Annotated in this window: 17 protein-coding genes; 11 read left to right on the forward strand and 6 right to left on the reverse strand. The window is 61.5% G+C overall.

Going from position 1 to position 17,987, the window contains the following annotated elements:
• Positions 1 to 67: 67 nt before the first annotated feature.
• The 4 genes from ACO07N_RS26465 to eda all read left to right on the forward strand — a co-directional run bounded on the left by ACO07N_RS26465 (position 68) and on the right by eda (position 5,200).
• Positions 68 to 1,015 (forward strand): carbohydrate kinase family protein, encoded by a 948-nt coding sequence (locus ACO07N_RS26465; RefSeq protein WP_421983866.1) that lies wholly within the window; start codon positions 68 to 70, stop codon positions 1,013 to 1,015.
• Between the two features lie 98 nt (positions 1,016 to 1,113).
• Positions 1,114 to 2,589, forward strand: a complete 1,476-nt coding sequence (gene zwf / locus ACO07N_RS26470) for a glucose-6-phosphate dehydrogenase (RefSeq protein ID WP_421983867.1) — start codon at positions 1,114 to 1,116, stop codon at positions 2,587 to 2,589.
• Between the two features lie 129 nt (positions 2,590 to 2,718).
• Positions 2,719 to 4,539, forward strand: coding sequence for a phosphogluconate dehydratase (gene edd / locus ACO07N_RS26475; protein ID WP_421983868.1), 1,821 nt, complete (start codon positions 2,719 to 2,721; stop codon positions 4,537 to 4,539).
• A 22-nt stretch (positions 4,540 to 4,561) separates the two neighbouring features.
• Entirely contained in the window at positions 4,562 to 5,200 is a 639-nt protein-coding gene (gene eda / locus ACO07N_RS26480) for a bifunctional 4-hydroxy-2-oxoglutarate aldolase/2-dehydro-3-deoxy-phosphogluconate aldolase (RefSeq protein ID WP_421983869.1), read from the forward strand.
• Between the two features lie 40 nt (positions 5,201 to 5,240).
• On the opposite strand, the gene ACO07N_RS26485 is transcribed toward eda, so the two are convergent.
• A complete protein-coding gene (locus ACO07N_RS26485) occupies positions 5,241 to 5,846 on the reverse strand; it encodes a PilZ domain-containing protein (protein ID WP_421983870.1) in 606 nt (201 codons plus the stop codon).
• Between the two features lie 529 nt (positions 5,847 to 6,375).
• On the opposite strand from ACO07N_RS26485, the gene pgi reads away from it, so the two are divergent.
• The 5 genes from pgi (at position 6,376) to ACO07N_RS26510 (ending at position 9,689) form a co-directional block, all read left to right on the forward strand.
• Complete coding sequence (gene pgi / locus ACO07N_RS26490; RefSeq protein WP_421983871.1) at positions 6,376 to 7,986, forward strand: glucose-6-phosphate isomerase; 1,611 nt, start codon at positions 6,376 to 6,378, stop codon at positions 7,984 to 7,986.
• A 195-nt stretch (positions 7,987 to 8,181) separates the two neighbouring features.
• Entirely contained in the window at positions 8,182 to 8,451 is a 270-nt protein-coding gene (locus ACO07N_RS26495) for a glycine zipper domain-containing protein (protein ID WP_299474122.1), read from the forward strand.
• Between the two features lie 56 nt (positions 8,452 to 8,507).
• Positions 8,508 to 8,777, forward strand: a complete 270-nt coding sequence (locus ACO07N_RS26500) for a lipoprotein (protein ID WP_421983872.1) — start codon at positions 8,508 to 8,510, stop codon at positions 8,775 to 8,777.
• A gap of 302 nt (positions 8,778 to 9,079) precedes the next feature.
• A complete protein-coding gene (locus ACO07N_RS26505; protein WP_319382941.1) occupies positions 9,080 to 9,298 on the forward strand; it encodes a hypothetical protein in 219 nt (72 codons plus the stop codon).
• A 118-nt stretch (positions 9,299 to 9,416) separates the two neighbouring features.
• On the forward strand, positions 9,417 to 9,689 hold the full coding sequence (locus ACO07N_RS26510) for a hypothetical protein (protein WP_421983873.1): 273 nt from the start codon (positions 9,417 to 9,419) through the stop codon (positions 9,687 to 9,689).
• Between the two features lie 81 nt (positions 9,690 to 9,770).
• Here the strand turns inward: ACO07N_RS26510 and ACO07N_RS26515 are convergent, their stop codons facing one another.
• Positions 9,771 to 11,312 carry an acetolactate synthase large subunit gene (locus ACO07N_RS26515; protein WP_421983874.1) on the reverse strand — a complete coding sequence of 514 codons (1,542 nt, stop codon included), beginning with the start codon at positions 11,310 to 11,312 and terminating at the stop codon, positions 9,771 to 9,773.
• A gap of 160 nt (positions 11,313 to 11,472) precedes the next feature.
• Positions 11,473 to 12,612 (reverse strand): alanine dehydrogenase, encoded by a 1,140-nt coding sequence (gene ald, locus ACO07N_RS26520; protein WP_421983875.1) that lies wholly within the window; start codon positions 12,610 to 12,612, stop codon positions 11,473 to 11,475.
• Positions 12,613 to 12,795: 183 nt separating this feature from the next.
• Between ald and ACO07N_RS26525 the strand changes: the two genes are divergently transcribed.
• Both ACO07N_RS26525 and ACO07N_RS26530 read left to right on the forward strand, forming a co-directional pair.
• On the forward strand, positions 12,796 to 13,266 hold the full coding sequence (locus ACO07N_RS26525; protein WP_319382945.1) for an Lrp/AsnC family transcriptional regulator: 471 nt from the start codon (positions 12,796 to 12,798) through the stop codon (positions 13,264 to 13,266).
• Between the two features lie 128 nt (positions 13,267 to 13,394).
• Entirely contained in the window at positions 13,395 to 14,276 is an 882-nt protein-coding gene (locus tag ACO07N_RS26530) for an SMP-30/gluconolactonase/LRE family protein (RefSeq protein ID WP_421983876.1), read from the forward strand.
• A gap of 992 nt (positions 14,277 to 15,268) precedes the next feature.
• Here the strand turns inward: ACO07N_RS26530 and ACO07N_RS26535 are convergent.
• The 3 genes from ACO07N_RS26535 to ACO07N_RS26545 all read right to left on the reverse strand — a co-directional run bounded on the left by ACO07N_RS26535 (position 15,269) and on the right by ACO07N_RS26545 (position 17,961).
• Positions 15,269 to 15,856, reverse strand: coding sequence for a hypothetical protein (locus ACO07N_RS26535; RefSeq protein WP_421983877.1), 588 nt, complete (start codon positions 15,854 to 15,856; stop codon positions 15,269 to 15,271).
• A 121-nt stretch (positions 15,857 to 15,977) separates the two neighbouring features.
• On the reverse strand, positions 15,978 to 16,778 hold the full coding sequence (locus ACO07N_RS26540) for a rhodanese-related sulfurtransferase (protein WP_421983878.1): 801 nt from the start codon (positions 16,776 to 16,778) through the stop codon (positions 15,978 to 15,980).
• 187 nt (positions 16,779 to 16,965) lie between these two features.
• Positions 16,966 to 17,961, reverse strand: coding sequence for a zinc-binding alcohol dehydrogenase family protein (locus ACO07N_RS26545; protein ID WP_421984493.1), 996 nt, complete (start codon positions 17,959 to 17,961; stop codon positions 16,966 to 16,968).
• Positions 17,962 to 17,987: the final 26 nt, after the last annotated feature.

Consider the following 17,987-nt stretch of genomic DNA (forward strand, 5'->3'; position numbering starts at 1 on the left):
AGGCGGCCCGTGCCAAGCGGGCCGCCGCAACATTCCCTTGTGAGAACGACAGAAGTCTGGACTTTGCATGTTTCTGATTTGCGGCGAAGCTCTCTTCGACCTGTTCGGCGACGAAGGTGTCCAAGATGGCGCCAGATTCGATGCGCGAATAGGCGGCTCGCCTTTCAACGTCGCCATGGGCCTCGCCCGCCTCGGTGAGGAGGCCGCGTTTTTCGGCGGTATCTCGAACGACACGCTTGGGGCGAAACTCGTCGAGAAATTCCGGAAGGAATGCGTGTCTGAGCGCTACATCCTCAGAACCGACTACCTCACCACGCTGAGCCTGGTGCAGAAGGACGATCAGGGCCACCCGGCCTATACGTTCTACGGTGCAAATGCGGCCGATCGAATGGTCACACTGGACGATCTGCCAGACTTCGACGAACCGCCGCTGTTCCTGCATCTGGGCTCCTATACCGCCCTCGTCGAACCTGTGGCGGGAACGCTAAAGGCCCTGATCGAGCGCGAACGCACCCACACGCTGGTCTCGTTCGACCCGAATATCCGCCCGACGGTGGAACCTGACCTGGAGCGGTGGCGGCAGAATACCGAAGGCCTTGCACCGCTTGCCGATGTCATCAAGGTCAGCGACGAAGACCTGGCGTTGATCGCACCGGATGAAGAAATCGCCGCGATTGCCCGCAGGTGGGTTGCCGGCGGCACCGCGCTTGTCATCGTCACCCGCGGCGGCGAAGGCGCCCTCGCCTTCAGCCGCTCCTTTGAAACAGGCTGTCCCGGTGTTCAGGTAAAGGTGGAAGACACCGTCGGCGCCGGCGACACCTTTCAGGCCGCCCTGCTGGCGGGGCTCAAAAAGCTCGGAGCAATTGACCGGACCTCACTTGCCGCACTTGACGAACAGCGCGTCAATCGTCTTCTTGGATTTGCCGTTCAGGCCGCGGCGGTCACCTGTTCGCGCCGCGGTGCCGATCTTCCGCGGATTGCGGAACTGCAAAAAGAATGGTCAAAGCTCATTTGAGGGGCTGACAAAACATTTAAATCGATTTAAAAGCCCTCCGGGTTCAGCTGGAGCCGCAAAAGGCCCGGCAACGGAAAAGCTGTTGGAAGGAGTCTCCCATGGCGGTACGCGTCATTGAAGTTGAGGAATTCGACCTGGTCGTGTTCGGCGCATCCGGTGATCTGGCGCACCGCAAGCTTCTTCCCGCTCTCTATCACCGCGATGCCGACGGGCAGATGCCGGAAAATGCCCGTATCATCTGCAGCGCACGCCGCGACTACACCGATGACGACTACAGGGACTGGGCGGAAAACGCGCTGAAGGAACACGTCAAGGACCTTGACGATGACCATCTCGCCAAGTTTCTCAAACGGCTGCACTATGTGAAAATCGATGTCGCCACGGGCACCGGTTTCGAGGGCCTGAAAACGGTCCTGGATGAGCGCGAGGATGTCATCCGCGCCTTCTACCTTGCGGTCGGGCCGGATCTCTTCGGCACCATATGCGAAAATCTCGGCAGGATCGGCGTCGTGAACCGGCACGCCCGCGTGGTGATGGAGAAGCCGATCGGCAAAGACGGTGCATCCGCCAAGGCGCTGAACGACACCGTCGGCGCTGTGTTCAAGGAAGACCAGATCTTCCGTATCGATCACTATCTCGGCAAGGAAACCGTGCAGAACCTCATGGCGCTTCGGTTCGCCAATGCCCTGTTCGAGCCGCTCTGGAACGCCGCGCATATCGACCATGTCCAGATCACCGTCGCCGAATCCCTCGGAACGGGCGGACGTGCCGGCTACTACGACACGGCCGGTGCGCTGCGGGACATGGTTCAGAACCACATCCTCCAGCTTTTGTGCCTGGTGGCTATGGAACCGCCTGAATCCATGGATGCGGACAGCGTCCGCGATGAAAAGCTGAAGGTTCTGAAGGCCCTAACGCCGATCGACGCCCAGAGCGTCGACAAGCTGACCGTGCGCGGTCAGTATCGTGCCGGCGCATCCGCCGGCGGCGCCGTGCCCGGTTATCTTGAAGAATTGGGCAACGACGAGAGCCGGACGGAAACATTCGTCGCCCTCAGGGCGGACATTGCCAACTGGCGATGGGCGGGTGTCCCGTTCTACCTGCGCACAGGCAAGCGTCTGGCCCAGCGGGTTTCGGAAATCGTCGTTCAGTTTCAACCGATCCCCCACTCCATTTTCGACACGGAAACGGGCAAGATTACCGCGAACCGCCTGATCATCCGCCTGCAGCCCGACGAAGGCGTTCAGATGCAGATCATGATCAAGGACCCCGGCCCGGGCGGAATGCGCCTCAGGCAGGTGCCGCTCGACATGAGTTTTGCCGACGCCTTCAAGGTGCGCAATCCGGACGCGTACGAGCGTCTCATCATGGATGTGATCCGCGGCAACCAGACGCTGTTCATGCGCCGCGACGAGGTCGATGCAGCGTGGGCATGGGTGGACCCGATCCTTGCAGCCTGGGCCGCATCGAAGGAAACGCCCAAGGGCTACACCGCCGGAACATGGGGTCCGTCGGCCGCCATTGCGCTCGTGGAGCGTGACGGGCGCACGTGGTCGGAAGAGGACGGAATCTAGAGCGCTCGCGCAGCCCTGACTTTAGGGCGATGCCGAGTTTAAATCGATTAAATAGAGCAAACGGGCAAAAGCCCTGTCTGCCGGCAGACACCCCACCCAGCCACATGTGGCCAGGAAAGGATCAGAACAATGACAATCCAGGATCGCATCGCCGATGTCACGGAACGGATCGTCAAGCGCAGTCACGACAGCCGCTCCCTGTATCTGGACAGGATCGGCAAGGCCGCCGAACAGGGGCCGCAGCGCTCCCGGCTTTCGTGCGGCAACCTTGCGCACGGCTTTGCGACCTGCGGCGTCTCGGACAAGCAGGCGCTTTCAGGAGATATCGTACCGAACCTCGGCATCATCACGGCCTACAACGACATGTTGTCGGCGCACCAGCCCTACGAGACCTACCCGGCAATGATCCGCCAGGCGGCGCATGAAGTCGGCGCTGTCGCGCAGGTCGCGGGCGGCGTGCCGGCCATGTGTGATGGTGTGACTCAGGGTCAGGACGGCATGGAACTGTCGCTGTTCTCGCGTGACGTCATCGCGATGGCGGCAGCCGTCGGCTTGTCGCACCAGATGTTTGACGCAGCGGTCTTCCTCGGCATCTGCGACAAGATCGTTCCCGGTCTCGCGATCGCCGCCCTTTCCTTCGGCCACCTGCCCGCGGTCTTCATTCCCGCCGGACCTATGACCACGGGCATTTCAAATGATGACAAGGCCAAGGTGCGCCAGCTCTACGCCGAAGGGAAAGTCGGACGCGACGCGCTGCTTGAAAGCGAATCCAAGGCCTATCATTCGCCCGGCACCTGCACGTTCTACGGAACGGCGAACTCCAACCAGATGCTGATGGAAATCATGGGCCTGCACATGCCCGGCTCCTCCTTCGTCAATCCGGGCACCCCGCTTCGCGATGCGCTGACCAGGGAGGCCACCAAACGCGCCCTTGCGATTTCGGCGCTCGGAAACGAATACACCCCGGCCGGCGAGATCATCGACGAAAAGGCGATCGTCAACGGCGTGGTCGGTCTTCACGCCACGGGTGGCTCCACCAATCACACGATGCACCTGGTCGCCATTGCGGCGACCGCCGGCATCAAGCTCACCTGGGACGACATCTCCGATCTGTCGGATGTCGTGCCGCTGCTTGCCCGGGTCTACCCGAACGGCAAGGCGGATGTGAACCACTTCCAGGCGGCCGGCGGCCTTGCCTTCCTGATCCGGGAGCTTCTGTCGGACGGGTATCTGCACCAGGACGTCAAGACCGTCTACGGCACGGATCTGGCCGGCTACACGGTGGAGGCCAAACTGGACGAAAACGGCGATATCCTGCGCGAAGATGCACCAAAGACCTCCGGCGATGAAACCGTTCTGGCGCCCCTCTCCAAGGCCTTCCAGCCGACAGGCGGGCTGAAGATGCTCACCGGCAACCTGGGCAAGGCCGTAATCAAGGTCTCGGCCGTTGCCGAGGACCGTCACATCATCGAAGCGCCTGCGCGCGTGTTCCATTCCCAGGATGCCTTCCTCGATGCCTTCAACAAGAAGGAACTGAAAGGCGACGTCGCCGCGGTCGTGCGCTTTCAGGGCCCGAAGGCGATCGGCATGCCCGAGCTGCACAAGCTGACACCGTGCCTCGGAATCCTGCAGGACAAGGGCTACAAGGTCGCCTTGATCACCGACGGCCGCATGTCGGGCGCATCCGGCAAGGTGCCGGCGGCAATCCATGTCACGCCGGAAGCGGAAAACGGCGGACCGATCGCCAAGATCCGCGACGGCGACATGATCCGCATCGATGCCGTCACCGGCGAACTGAAGGTTCTCGTGGATGAGAAGGAATTCGAAGCCCGCCCGGCTGCGGTTGCCGACCTCAGCACGCATCAGTTCGGCGTCGGCCGCGATCTTTTCACTGCCTTCCGCGCCAATGTCGGCACGGCGGACAGCGGCGCGCACGTGTTCGGCGCATAATCAGGAAATCCGGGAGAATTCAATGGCACAGGATATCGAAAAAATAGAAACGGTGATGTGCGCCGCGCCCGTCATCCCGGTTCTGGTCGTCGAAGATCCACAAAAGGCCGTGCCGATGGCAACGGCCCTGGTGAAGGGTGGTCTTCCCGCAATCGAGATCACGTTGCGGACGGAACGCGCCCTGGAGGCCATCGAAGCGGTTAGCAAACATGTCGAGGGTGCCATCGTCGGCGCGGGCACGGTGCTCGACGGCAGGCAATACGATGCCGCGGTCTCGGCCGGATCCAGGTTTATCGTTTCTCCGGGGGCCACGCAGAACCTTCTGGATGCGGCAGAAGCCCACAGCGTGCCGCTGCTTCCGGGCGCGGCAACGGCCTCCGAAGTCATGTTTCTTCTCGAACGCGGCTACAGGCGTTTGAAATTCTTCCCGGCCGAGCAGGCCGGTGGCGCGTCTTACCTGAAATCGCTTTCCTCTCCCCTGGCGGCCGCGAAGTTCTGCCCCACCGGAGGCGTCAGCATCGACAAGGCACCGGACTACCTTGCCCTTCCGAATGTTCTGTGCGTTGGCGGGTCCTGGATCGCGGACGCCAAGGCGATCGCTTCAGAGGACTGGGCGGGTATCGAGGAGAGGGCGCGCGCGGCGAGCGGTCTCACCAGCTGACGGCTTGATGCCGGCCTGTGGACCGGGACAGTCCGGACACTCAGGCGTCTTCGGTCTCGGCGGCAGGCATTTCCATGCTGCCGGACCTGTCCGGGGCTTCGGTTTCTTCCAGCGTCCGGTCCCACAAGAGACGCAGGCCGGCGGATTTGTCGTTGCGCCACGCAAATTCGGCAACGACCGGCTTGTTGAACTTGTTCATGGTGAGCAGCACTTCCTCGGGTAAGGCAGTGAGCCCGTTCGCCTTGACCTTGCAGCCGTTCTTGGCGGCGTCGACGATGGTGCCCTCGATTTCCGTGATGCCCTCCAGGTCGGCGATCTTCACCGGTATCTTCACGTCGTTCCGCTTCTCGCGGCGCTTGTCGCTGATCTTGCTTTCGCTGGTCACAAACACGACGGACGCGTCATTGCCCTTGACGGACGTCACCTGGGCCTTGGAGAGCTTGCGCGCACCCGAAAAGCGGATACCGATGTTCTTGTAAAGATCCTCGACATGTTCCGAGGTGACCTTGCAGCCCCATTCGTTCACGTTGGTGATCACGGCCTCGATGATGGCGAGCGTGTCGAAATCGACAATCTGAACGTCTTCGCTGGCCTCAGGATTTTCCTGAAGATGCGTCAGAGCGGGATCCGTATTCTCGTTGCTCATGGGCTTAAAACACCTGAAATCTTCTTCTGTTCATCACCTGTGCTGAGCAAGCACGCAAAGGAGAGCCCAGGCTCAGGACGCATTAGTTTGGATGAATTGGTAGGGATGAATTTGTTCGGATACGAGGCGCAAAGCTGCAGGAAACCGTCCGGTTTCCAAAGATTTGCAACGACGTTGCCGGGCAAATTCACCCTATCCCTGCGGGACGCAAAAACGGCTTCGATCTGCTGCGTCAACCCGCTCAACCGGGCAGGTAGCCCGCTTGTCGCGCCTTTCCTTGCAGCTCATTGCCGTTTGCTGCGCCAATTCAACCAAACTAATGAGTCCTGAGCCTAAGCTCAAAACTCCTAATTTCCCGTCAATCCGGCAAAGTCTCGTGACAAGGACACGCCAACGCCACACAGGTTGCCGGCGGACCGGACAAACGCTCGTCAGAAAAATCTCCACTACGTCAGATTGCTGTGCTAATTGGAGCGCTGTCTGCCGTGACCGGAATCCAGTTGGTTAAATCGATTTAAGAGGAAGTCTCATGACACTCGCGTCCCTCACCCGCCAGGCCGAAAAGCTGAACGGCACCACGCTTCGAAACCTGTTCGCCGGCGATCCGGACCGCTTCGGGACATTCTCGGCAAAAACCGGTGATCTTCTGCTCGATTATTCGAAGACGAAAATCGACAGCGACACCCTGTCCGAGCTTGTGGCGCTGGCCGTAGAGGCGGACGTCGAAGGCCGCCGCTCTGCCATGTTCGCAGGCGAAAAGATCAACGAAACCGAAAAACGCGCAGTGCTTCATACCGCGCTCCGAAACCGGTCGGACAAGCCGGTCATGGTCGACGGAGCGGATGTCATGCCGGATGTCCGTTCCGTGCTCGACGCCATGGCCGACTTTGCGGAAGCCGTCCGGTCCGGCGAGCTGGTGTCCTCGTCGGGAGCGCCCTTCACCGACGTCGTCAATATCGGCATCGGCGGATCCGATCTCGGCCCGGTCATGGCCACGCTTGCGCTGGCGCCCTATCATGACGGCCCGGAGCTGCACTACGTCTCCAACGTGGACGGGGCGCATATCGCAGATACGCTCGAAAAGCTCGATCCGGAAACAACGCTGATCATCGTCGCGTCGAAGACCTTCACGACCATCGAAACAATGACCAACGCGGCGACGGCCCGCAAGTGGATAGCGTCGGCCCTGGGTGAAGAGGCTGTCGGCAAGCATTTTGCCGCCGTGTCGACCGCGCTCGACAAGGTTGAAGCCTTCGGCATCGACAGCGCGCGCGTCTTCGGTTTCTGGGACTGGGTCGGCGGGCGCTACTCCATCTGGTCCGCGATTGGCCTGCCGTTGATGATCGCAATCGGTCCGGATGCGTTCAGCGACTTTCTGGAAGGCGCACACGCAATGGATATTCATTTCCAGGAAGCGCCGCTTCAAGACAACCTGCCGGTCCTGATGGCCCTTATCGGCATCTGGCACCGTGATGTTCTGGGATACGGCGCAAGGGCCGTGCTGCCCTACGACCAGCGGCTGTCGCGGCTGCCCGCCTATCTGCAGCAGCTTGACATGGAATCAAACGGCAAGCGCGTAAAGCTGGACGGAAGCCCGGTCGGCATGGACACCGGCCCTCTTGTCTGGGGAGAGCCTGGCACGAACGGCCAGCACGCCTTCTACCAGCTGCTGCATCAGGGCACGACGGTCATTCCCTGCGAGTTCCTGATCGCGAAGCAGGGCCACGAGGAAGACCTGCACAACCACCACGAACTGCTGACGGCCAATTGCCTTGCCCAGTCCGAGGCGCTGATGCTCGGACGGACCCTTGAGGAGGCGAAAGCCATGCTCGCGGCTTCGGGGATGTCCGAAAGCGACGTGGAGCGGCTTGCACCGCACAAGGTGTTCCCGGGCGACCGCCCGTCTTTCACACTCGTTTACGACAAGCTGACCCCTTACGCACTTGGTCGTCTGATCGCGCTTTACGAACACCGCGTCTTTGTCGAAGGGGTCATCTGGGGCATCAACTCCTTCGATCAATGGGGCGTGGAACTCGGCAAGGAACTGGCGACCGCCCTCTTGCCCATGGTCAAGGGCGAGGCTTCCCCAGAGGGCAAAGATGCATCCACGCGTGGCTTGCTTTCCGCACTGAAGATCTGATCGAAACCGCCATACTTTCGCCCAATGGGCGCTATCTGTTCCTGAGCACTCGAAGACTCTGCCCGGACAGCAAGTTGGGTTTTGTGTACTGTAGGAATTGATAGATTGCCCCGGCGCGCAAAGCAGCTTAACCTTGGCAAGACTTTAAAATATTGGAATTGCCGCACCGCGCGGTCTTGAAGGGAGTTACCTTTAATGAAGAAGTTTGTTCTGCTCGCTGCAATCGGCGTTGCATTGGCAGGGTGTCAGTCTGACAGCCAGACGGACCGTGCCCTGGTCGGTGGTGGCCTTGGTGCAGCAACCGGTGCCGCAATCGGCGCCGCAGCGACCGGCGACGTCGGCGGTGCGCTTGTAGGTGGTGCAATCGGTGCAGCTGGCGGCGCGATCGTCGGCGCGGCAACGACACCGAAAAACTGCGTGGCTTATGACCGCTACGGCAACCCGTATCGCGTCGCCTGCCCGTAACAAACAACTTACAGCCCTGACTGTGTGACAATGCCGCGGATCGGTAGGATAAAATCATGAGAAAATTGTTTTTTGTTGCTGCCGCTGCGGCGCTTCTTGCCGGCTGTCAGTCGGACAGCCAGACTGACCGGGCACTTGTAGGTGGCGGCCTCGGAGCCGCGACCGGTGCCATCATCGGTGCCGCAGCCGGAGGCGGCGTCGGTCCGGCCCTCGCCGGTGCGGCAATCGGTGGAGCGGGTGGTGCCATTGTCGGCGCCGCGACAGCGCCGAAGAACTGCGTCGCCTATGACCGGTACGGAAACCCCTACCGCGTCGTCTGCCCCTGATCCAAATGCACCTAAATGGCCCCTGCGTTAACGGGCCATTTAGGTTACGCAATCCATAATGTGACCAATTGGTATTGAGCGTCTTGACCGGCCTCGACCGCCTGAGGTGCGCGCACGTGTGCGGCGTCACCCTCGGCGATCGGCGGCTTAGGGCCTCGGCCATCAACATCGATTGACGCCGATTCGGTTGTATCTCGTAGGAGCGGCGCGCCGGGCAGATTGATTTCATCTGCCGTGGCCATCCCATGCGGACCCAGCCGAAGCCGACGCCGGATCACACGCATTTTGAGGTCGTAACCGACATGAAACAAATTCTGGTCGTGGCCGCAGTGGCCACCCTCCTCGCCGGCTGTTCTTCAAGCAGACAGACGGACCGGGCAATCATCGGCGGCGGTCTTGGCGCCGCAACCGGCGTGATCGTCGGTGCGGCCGTGGGTGCCGGTGCAGCGCCTGTTATTGCCGGCGCAGCCCTCGGAGCCGCGGGCGGCGCCGCGATCGGTGCAGCCACAACGCCGAGATAACCGGATCAAGAGTTCCTCCGAGCGCATTGAGAAAGCTTGGATAACCGGCGCCTGGTAAGAATCTGTTAACCATACATCTCCACGCTAGCAGGGCTTATTGCTTTGCTGGGGAGCATGGATGAAACCGATTCTTGCCGTTGCAGCCCTCGCCTTCCTATTGGCCGGCTGCGTCAATACGGAGAGCCAGCGCGACAGAATGCTGATCGGAGCCGGGCTGGGTGCAGCGACCGGCGCGACGATCGGTGCCGTGGCAGGTTCAACGGTCAACGCGACAATCGCAGGCGCAGCCCTTGGCGCAGTTGGAGGCGGGCTGATCGGTGTCGTCACGACACCGCGCAACTGCATCGCCCACGATCTCAACGGCACGCCTTACAAGGTCAGATGCCCTTAGGGGCCGTATCCTGGGTACGGACCCTGGACCGGCCATTCCCGATAAGCTGAATTCAGCCCTGCCGGTACTCGTAACGGGTTTCTAGATCGCAGCTTCGATCAGGAAGGGCCCGGGCGAGCCCGCAGCCATTTCCATCGCCTCGGCGAAGCTTTCCTCGCTATCGGCCCGGACGGCCTGCACACCATGACCGGCCGCCAGCGCGACCCAGTCGATCAGCGGATCCTCGATATCGAACATCGCGCGCGCATTGCGTCCGGGTTTGGGCGCCCCTTGCGCCTGCAACTCGGCATGGAGGATCTGATAGCCCCGGTTCGCGATGATCACGAATGTGATGTTCAACCCTTCGCGCGCAGCCGTCCACAGGCACTGGACCTGATACATGGCTGACCCGTCTCCGGAAACGGCAATGACCGGGCGGTCCGGACAGGCGACTGCCGCCCCCAGCGCGTTCGGGAGGCACTGTCCGATGGAGCCGCCCGTGTTGTTGATCCGGTCATGGTTCCGGGACCGGTTCACCGCCGGCCATATGCCGGGCCCGGCGGTCACCGCTTCGTTCACCACGACCGCTCCTTCGGGAAGCAAATTTGCAAGACCGCGCCCGATCCCTTCCGCGGAAAGCGGTCCGCTTTCCAGCGGCGGAACATCATGCGTGATCCTGGCAACATCTTCACTGCCATCGACGCCTGCGGCTTCGGCGAGCTTTTCGAGCGTCCACATGACATCCCAGTCGCCGAAACAAAGCTGGCCGATGGCGCAGCCCGCCGGTTCCGGTGTCGAGGGTTTGCCCGGATAGGCGAAGAAATTGACGGGTGGATCTTCCCCGACCAGAACGATGTGCTTCAGGCCGGACAGGAACTCGGAACTCATGTCGACATTGTAGGGCAGCATCTCGAACGCCACGGCCCCCTCGCCCAATGCGATGCGGGGCGCAAAGAAAGGTGCCAGCAGCCGGCATCCGGTTCGCGCCGCGATCTTGCCGGCCAGTTCGGCTCCAGCGCCGTAGAGCGCCGGACCACTGACCAGAAGGGCGGCTCCGGGAAGCGTGAGCGCATGAGCGGACGCCTTGATCCGGTCCTCGTCCGGGCGGTGTTTGCGCAGCGGCGGAAGCTCGTTCGCCGGTCCCGTCCCGCTGTCGCCCCATGCGGAGTCTGCAGGTAGGATGACCGTCGCAATCTGGCCGCTGCGCGCCATCCGGATCGCTTCGGCCCCCGCGCCCGCAACCGTGGAACTGTCCGTCGCGCGCCGGACCCAATGGGAGACCGAGCCGACGACGCCGTCGAGATCCGCCTGCAGCGGCGCATCGTGCTTCAGGTGATAGCCCGCATGATCGCCGACGATATTGACGACGCCGGACTGTCCCTTGCGCGCATTGTGGAGATTGGCCCAGCCGTTGCCGAAGCCGGGCCCGAGGTGCAGCAGAGTGCCCGCGACATTCCCGCTCATGCGGGCATACCCGTCAGCCGCGCCGGTCACGCCGCCCTCGAACAGGCACAGAATGCAGCGCATTTCCGGATGGGTATCCAGGGCGGCAACGAAATGCATTTCGGACGTACCCGGATTGGCAAAGCAAACCGAAACGCCGGAGGCCAGCATTGTCTCAACCAGCGCTTCCGCACCATTCATCCGGCATCTCCTCCTGCTTGTCTCTGGACGTTTAAAGCAGATGTAAAGGGTTGTCCAACCTGCGCAAGGCCACGGGTTGAAAGCGCGAGCCACTCCGGCCGACAACAACAAAAAAGGCCGGTCGCTGGACCGGCCTTTCATCAACTGAAACCTGCAGGCCTCATGCGGCCTGGCTGGCGTCGCTCTGTTCAAGCGCAGTCGCCGGATCGACGTAGTCGTATCCGAGCGCCTCGGCAACTGCCTCGCAGGTCACCTGGCCGCCGATCACGTTCAGGCCCGGCAGGAAATGCGGATCGTCGAGCAGCGCTTTCTTTGCGCCCTTGTCGGCAAGCGCCAGCGCGAAAGGCAGCGTCGCATTGTTGAGCGCGTAGGTGGAGGTCTTCGGTACGGCGCCCGGCATGTTGGCAACGCAGTAATGCACCACGTCGTCGACGATATAGGTCGGATCGGAATGGGTGGTTGCCTTGGAGGTTTCAAAGCAGCCGCCCTGGTCGATGGCCACATCCACCAGAACCGAACCCGCCTTCATGCGGCTCACGAGATCCCTGGAGACCAGCTTGGGTGCAGCCGCGCCGGCGACCAGAACGGCACCGACGACCATGTCGGCCTCAAGCACGTGTTTCTCAAGCGCGGATTTGGTTGAATAAACCGTCTTCAGAGCCGGTCCGAATGTCTGGGCGAGCTGGCCGAGAACGGCTGTGTTCCTGTCCAGAACCGTCACATCTGCGCCAAGACCGATCGCCATGGTGATCGCATGCGATCCGACGACGCCGCCGCCGATCACCACCACCTTGGCAGGTTCGACACCCGGCACACCGCCAACAAGGGTTCCGGAACCGCCATGGGCCTTTTCAAGCGCCTTGGCACCGGCGATGACCGAAAGACGTCCGGCAACCTGGGACATCGGCACCAGCAGCGGCAGGCCGCCCTTTGCGTCGACGACGGTTTCGTAGGCAATGCAGGTAGCACCGGACTTGACCAGATCGGCGGTCTGATCCGCGTCCGGAGCGAGATGCAGATATGTGAAGAGAATTTGGTCCGGGCGCAGCATCGCGCGCTCGACCGCCTGGGGCTCCTTGACCTTCACGATCATCTGGGCGGCGTCGAAGATCTCCTTCGCCGTGCCAAGGATCTTGGCGCCAGCGGCCTGGTAGTCGGCGTCGCTTGCACCGATCCCGACCCCGGCATTGGTCTCGACAAGCACCTCGTGCCCGTGAGCGATCATCTCGTGAACACTGTCAGGCGTCAGCCCGACCCGGTACTCATGGTTCTTGATTTCTTTCGGCACACCAATGCGCATGACCACGTCTCCTCAGGAAGCATTGTTGATTGCCTTTAAGTGTATGCCTGTTTCGGTCGAATGTGCTTGCGTTCGCACGAGACCAAAGCGGAAATCGAACAACTTAATTGCGCAAAACTGGAAACTTGCCGCAGATTCTGCGATCATGGACAAAGATTAACGCAATATGTGCGGTGCAACATAATGAAACTCGATCGCCTTGACCGGAAAATCCTCGACGTGCTGCAAAAGGACGGCCGGATCGCCAACGCGGACCTCGCGGATGTCGTCGGTCTGTCGGCATCTGCGTGCCTGCGGCGCGTGCGCGGGCTTGAGGAAGCCGGCGTCATCGAGAACTACGTAGCCCTGCTCGACCAGCGCAAGCTCGGCCGCCGCATGGATGTGTTCGTCGAAATCTCGCTGACCGGCCAGTCCAAGGAAACGCTCGAGAGTTTTGAGCGCGCCGTCGCCCGGTCGGACGAAATCATGGAGTGTTTCCTGATGGCCGGCGACGCCGACTACATATTGCGGCTGACTGCGGCTGATCCGATCGACTTTGAACGCATCCACCGAGATCACCTGTCCCAGCTTCCCGGCGTCCTGAGGATGAAATCCTCCTTCGCCATCCGCCCGATCGTGAAGCGGACAGCCATTCCGCTGGAGGCCGAAACCTGAGACAGGCAGCTGCATGCCCCACTGCCTGCCACCGAACCGACAGGGACGATTGCAGTCTCGACGGCAGGTGAAGTCGGTTATATAGTCCGCATCCGTTTATTGCTTGGCACTTCAAGGATCCTGCCACGGTGTCCCACACGATCACCCGTTTTCTCGACACAACCTATCAGCTTGGCGAATGCCCGACCTGGGATGAGCGTACCAATCGCCTGCTCTGGGTCGATATCCAGGGCCGCACCATTCAGTCGATGGACTGGGCAACGCGCGACATCACCACCTGGTACTTCGACAACGAGGTCGGCTCGTTCGGCCTGACGGATGATGACCGCCTCGTCGTCGGTGTCTGGGACAAGATCCTGCTGTTCGATCCGAAGACGGAAAAGAGCGAAGTCCTCGCCGAGGTGCAGGCGGATCGCCCGGGCACACGTCTCAACGACGGCAAGATCGGCCCGGACGGCGCGTTCTGGATCGGCACGATGGACACCGCCTCCCCGCGCGAACCGATCGCGGGTCTGTTCCGGATCGACGGCAAGGGCAACGTCGAAGAGATCCGCGACGAACTGCAATGCTCCAATGGCCTCGCCTGGAGCGCCGACGGAACCTACATGTACCACGCCGATTCCACACCCGGATGGATCGAGTGCTACGCCTTCGACCCGGCGACCGGTGCGCTCGGTTCCAAAATGCTCTATGCCCAGCAGACCAACGAGACCGGCCGCCCGGACGGCGCGACCGTGGACGCGGACGGCAATTACTGGAGCGCCGGTGTCTCCGCCGGTTTGCTCAACTGCTTCGCGCCCGACGGCAATCTTCTGGAAGCAATAAAGATGCCGGTCCCAAAACCGACCATGCCCTGTTTCTGCGGCCCGGAGCTCGACCAGCTGATCGTCACCACGATCAAACAGCCGACCGACCCCACCGCCATCGAACCGGACACACTTTCCGGCGGCCTCTTCCTCGTGGAAGGCCACGGGCGCAAGGGTTTGACGACCGAGCGGTTTAAGACTTAGTCCGACGAATTGGCATCAAAAACCGCCACCACATGACAAGAAAAGAACTGGTCCCGGATCAGGTCCGGGACGGGGCTGGGTGCTTGTTGAGAGCTTAAAGCAAACACACACCGTCACGCAATGTCACCCCGGCCTTGAGCCGGGGCCCACTCGCCGATCAGCTTGCCGAAATGTCTGAATGGCTGCAGCAGCGCAACAGATCACACCAGTGTCTCTGCGAATGAGTAGGCCCCGGATCTCCGCTGCGCTGCGTCCGGGGTGACAGCTGAAAGCTGAACAAATGCCGCCGTCCTCTCGTTGCCGCCCCGGCCCTGAGCCGGGGCCTCCTGTGAAGTGCTGCTCAGGTCCCGGATCAGGTCCGGGACGGCCCAGATGTTGAACCTGCATCCTCGGGGGGTGCGAAAGCGGAGAGACGGGTTTTACGCTTCTCTTATGTCCCTCTCCCTTGGGGAGAGGGTCAGGGTGAGGGGCAAACGTCCGAGGAGCATTGACAGCTCTGATCCCTCACCCGGCCTTTCAGGCCGACCTCTCCCACGGGGAGAGGTGACTGCGCCTGGGGGTTGTTCGGGGCATTGCGCGCATCCCTCATGGCAGCAGAGTGATGAGTTGATCCCGTTCCCCCCGGTGCCGCCCCGGCCCTGAGCCGGGGCCTCATGACACGTGTTCGGCAGGTCCCGGATCAAGTCCGGGACGGCACTGGCGGTTTTTTGAGCGCGCGAACCAAACACGGACACCGTCACCCCCGGACCTTGTCGCTCTCCCTGTTTCTCCGGTCGTCCCATGGCTCGACCATGGGACCCATGCCGTGACCTTTCCCGGATCGGGGATATGAGTTTGGGGCATCGGAACGGCTTGGATTGCCGGATCAAGTCCGGCAATGACGGGTCCTTCCGGTTTTCAGGGCAAACGGACCCTTCGCGCCTGAGCGCGTTGATGAAAGCAGAGCCAATTGCCTTGCCTTCAATCAGATGTGAAGAACATGGCTTTCGGCGTCAGTGCCGGCAGCCCCTGACCTTGACCGGTTGCCACACCGTGCGGGCCGGTTCCACCATCACCTGACGGCTGACGGTCTTGTAGACGGCAGGTTCCCTGATCACGTGGCTGGATGCCGGTTGCAGCATCACCTTTTCCTTCACGGTGCTGTAGATTGCCGGATGGCGCACCGCGACCTTGGAGGCTGCCTGCACCTGAACCCGCTCACTGACGGTCTTGTACACCGCAGGGTGCTGGACCTTGCAGAGCGTTTTGACGCCCTTGATCATCCGGTATTCCCAGCCGACGCTGGCGCGTCGCACCATCACCTTGCGGTGACGGGTCTGGTAGACCGCCAGCGTCTTCCGGTAGCTGACGCGCTCGGGCTGCACCAGAACGCGGCGCTTCTGATAGCCGTAGACCGCCGGTCGTTTGACGACCTTCTGGGTTGCGGCCCGGACCAGAACACGTTCGTGAACGGTTTTGTAGACAGCCGGAACCGTCGCCTGCTGATAGCAGGCCAGCGCCTTGCCGCCTGCATGAGCAAAAGATGCAAGAAAAGGTGTAATAGCCAGCGCGATGACCGCACTCCAGGAACTGCGACGCATAAACTCATCCCCCAGTCTGGTGCAGGAAAATGTCCTGCAACCCGATTTTAGGGAATTTTGACAAGGCATTAAAGCAAAAAGTTAACGCCCGTTAAGAGATTGCGCCCCGAACGTCTTCTGTTCAGGCCTGTTCTTTCGGGCCTTTTTCGTACTCTGTGTCTTCGTTGATGATGTGGCGCGCCTCCTCCGGCACCCACTCCCCCCAACGCGGCTGGAGCTGATGATCGACAGAAACCCGGTCGTCGAAAACGAAACACTCGCCCTTCCAGAGGCTGTTCTCTTCCGGCACCTTTTCCAGATAGTTCAGAATGCCGCCTTCAAGGTGGTAGACCTCTTCAAAGCCGTTCTTGAGCATCCAGGCACTTGCCTTTTCACAGCGGATGCCGCCGGTGCAGAACATGGCGACCTTCGGCTTCTTCTCAAGACCTTCCTGGGCATTGACCCAGTCCGGAAACTCGCGAAACGATTGCGTTTCCGGGTTGAGCGCCTTCTCGAACGTGCCGAAGGCAAACTCGTAGTCGTTGCGCGTGTCGATCACGACCACGTCCGGATCGGAAATCAGCGCGTTCCAGTCCTCCGGCTTGACGTATTCCCCGACGATTTCGTTCGGGTCGATGCCGTCGACCGCCAGGCGCACGATCTCCTGTTTCAGCCGCACCTTCATGCGTTTGAAGACGTGCCGGTGCGTCCAGGCCTCCTTGTGCGTCAGCGCCGTTAGTCTCGGGTCCGCGCGCAGGTGATCGAGCACCGCCCTGACGCCCCCTTCCGGCCCGCAGATCGTGCCGTTGATGCCCTCGCTGGCCAGCAGCAGGCTGCCACGCACGTCGTTCTTCACGCAGAAAGCCTTGAGCGGATCGCGCATTTCCTCGTAGTCGTCGAGAGGCGTGAACAGATAAAGGGCGGCAACGAGAAATTCGTTCATCGGACGTGTTCTTTTGCTTAAGGGAGCGCTTGCGGCGGAGGGAGACCCTCGGTACAGACCGAAGCTTTCGGCGCCCTCTATACAGCGAGAGCCCCCTTTTTGAAAAGTCCGCAGAATATCTGACGCCTGCCCGGTGACGAACCTGTCTCGCGGCGCTCATGTCGACTGGCGACGCAGCGCCCCAGCATCAGAACGTCACCACCGCCTTGATCAGCGTCTCGCGGTCACTGGACAGGTCTTCGAACCGGCCGGCGATGTCCTGGACCGGGATCGTGAGCGAGCAGAGCGCTTCCGTGTCGATCAAGCCGTCGCGTATGGCCTGCATCACGGTTTCGAAATCCTCGGCCGTCGCGTTGCGGCTGCCGATGATCTGGGTTTCCCGCTTGTGGAATTCCGGATCGTCGAACCGGATCTGGTCCTTGACGACACTGACCAGCACGTAGCGGCTGCCATGGGCCAGCAGCGGAAAGCCCGCCTCGATCGCGCCCGCGCTTCCCGTCGCGTCGAAAATGACGTCGAAGCCGTCGGAGAGCGGTCCGGTCAGAAGGTCCGTCCCGGCAAGATGCTGTTTTTCGAAGCCGAACTTCTCCCCGGCCTGTCGCAAGCGCGCTTCGCTGAGATCGAGCAGGTGAACGTCAGCGCCCTGAATGCGTGCGAAAAGCGCCGTGCCGAGACCGATGGGACCTGCCCCGGTCACCAGCACGCGCTCATCTTTCAGTGCACCGGCACGCCGAACCGCGTGGGCACCGATCGCCAGGAACTCGACCATTGCCGCCTGAAGCTCGCTCAGGCCGGTGGCGCGGTAAAGGTTCGTTTCCGGCACCCTAATCCGTGAGCACATGCCGCCGTCCCTATGGACCCCGAGAACCTCGATGGTCTCGCAGCAGTTCGGTTTGCCCTTTCTGCAGGCGCGGCAGTTTCCGCAGGAAAGATAGGGATTGATAACCACCAGCTCGCCGTCCTTGAAGGGACCGGTTGCCCTGGCAACCCGTCCGCTGAGTTCGTGACCGATCACCCTCGGATAATTCAGAAACGGGTGTTTGCCCTCGAATATGTGATAGTCGGTCCCGCAGATGCCCACGGCCCGGATATCGACCAGCACCCATCCCTCCGGTGCCTCCAGCGGCAGATCCTGCTCCGACAGCTGGAACACGCCCGGTTCCACGACGACGCCGCAGGGCATGCGTGCGTTGTTCTCGTCTGCTGGTG

Origin of the sequence: Roseibium sp. (assembly GCF_965229775.1) — a bacterium.
Taxonomy (GTDB): Bacteria; Pseudomonadota; Alphaproteobacteria; order Rhizobiales; family Stappiaceae; genus Roseibium.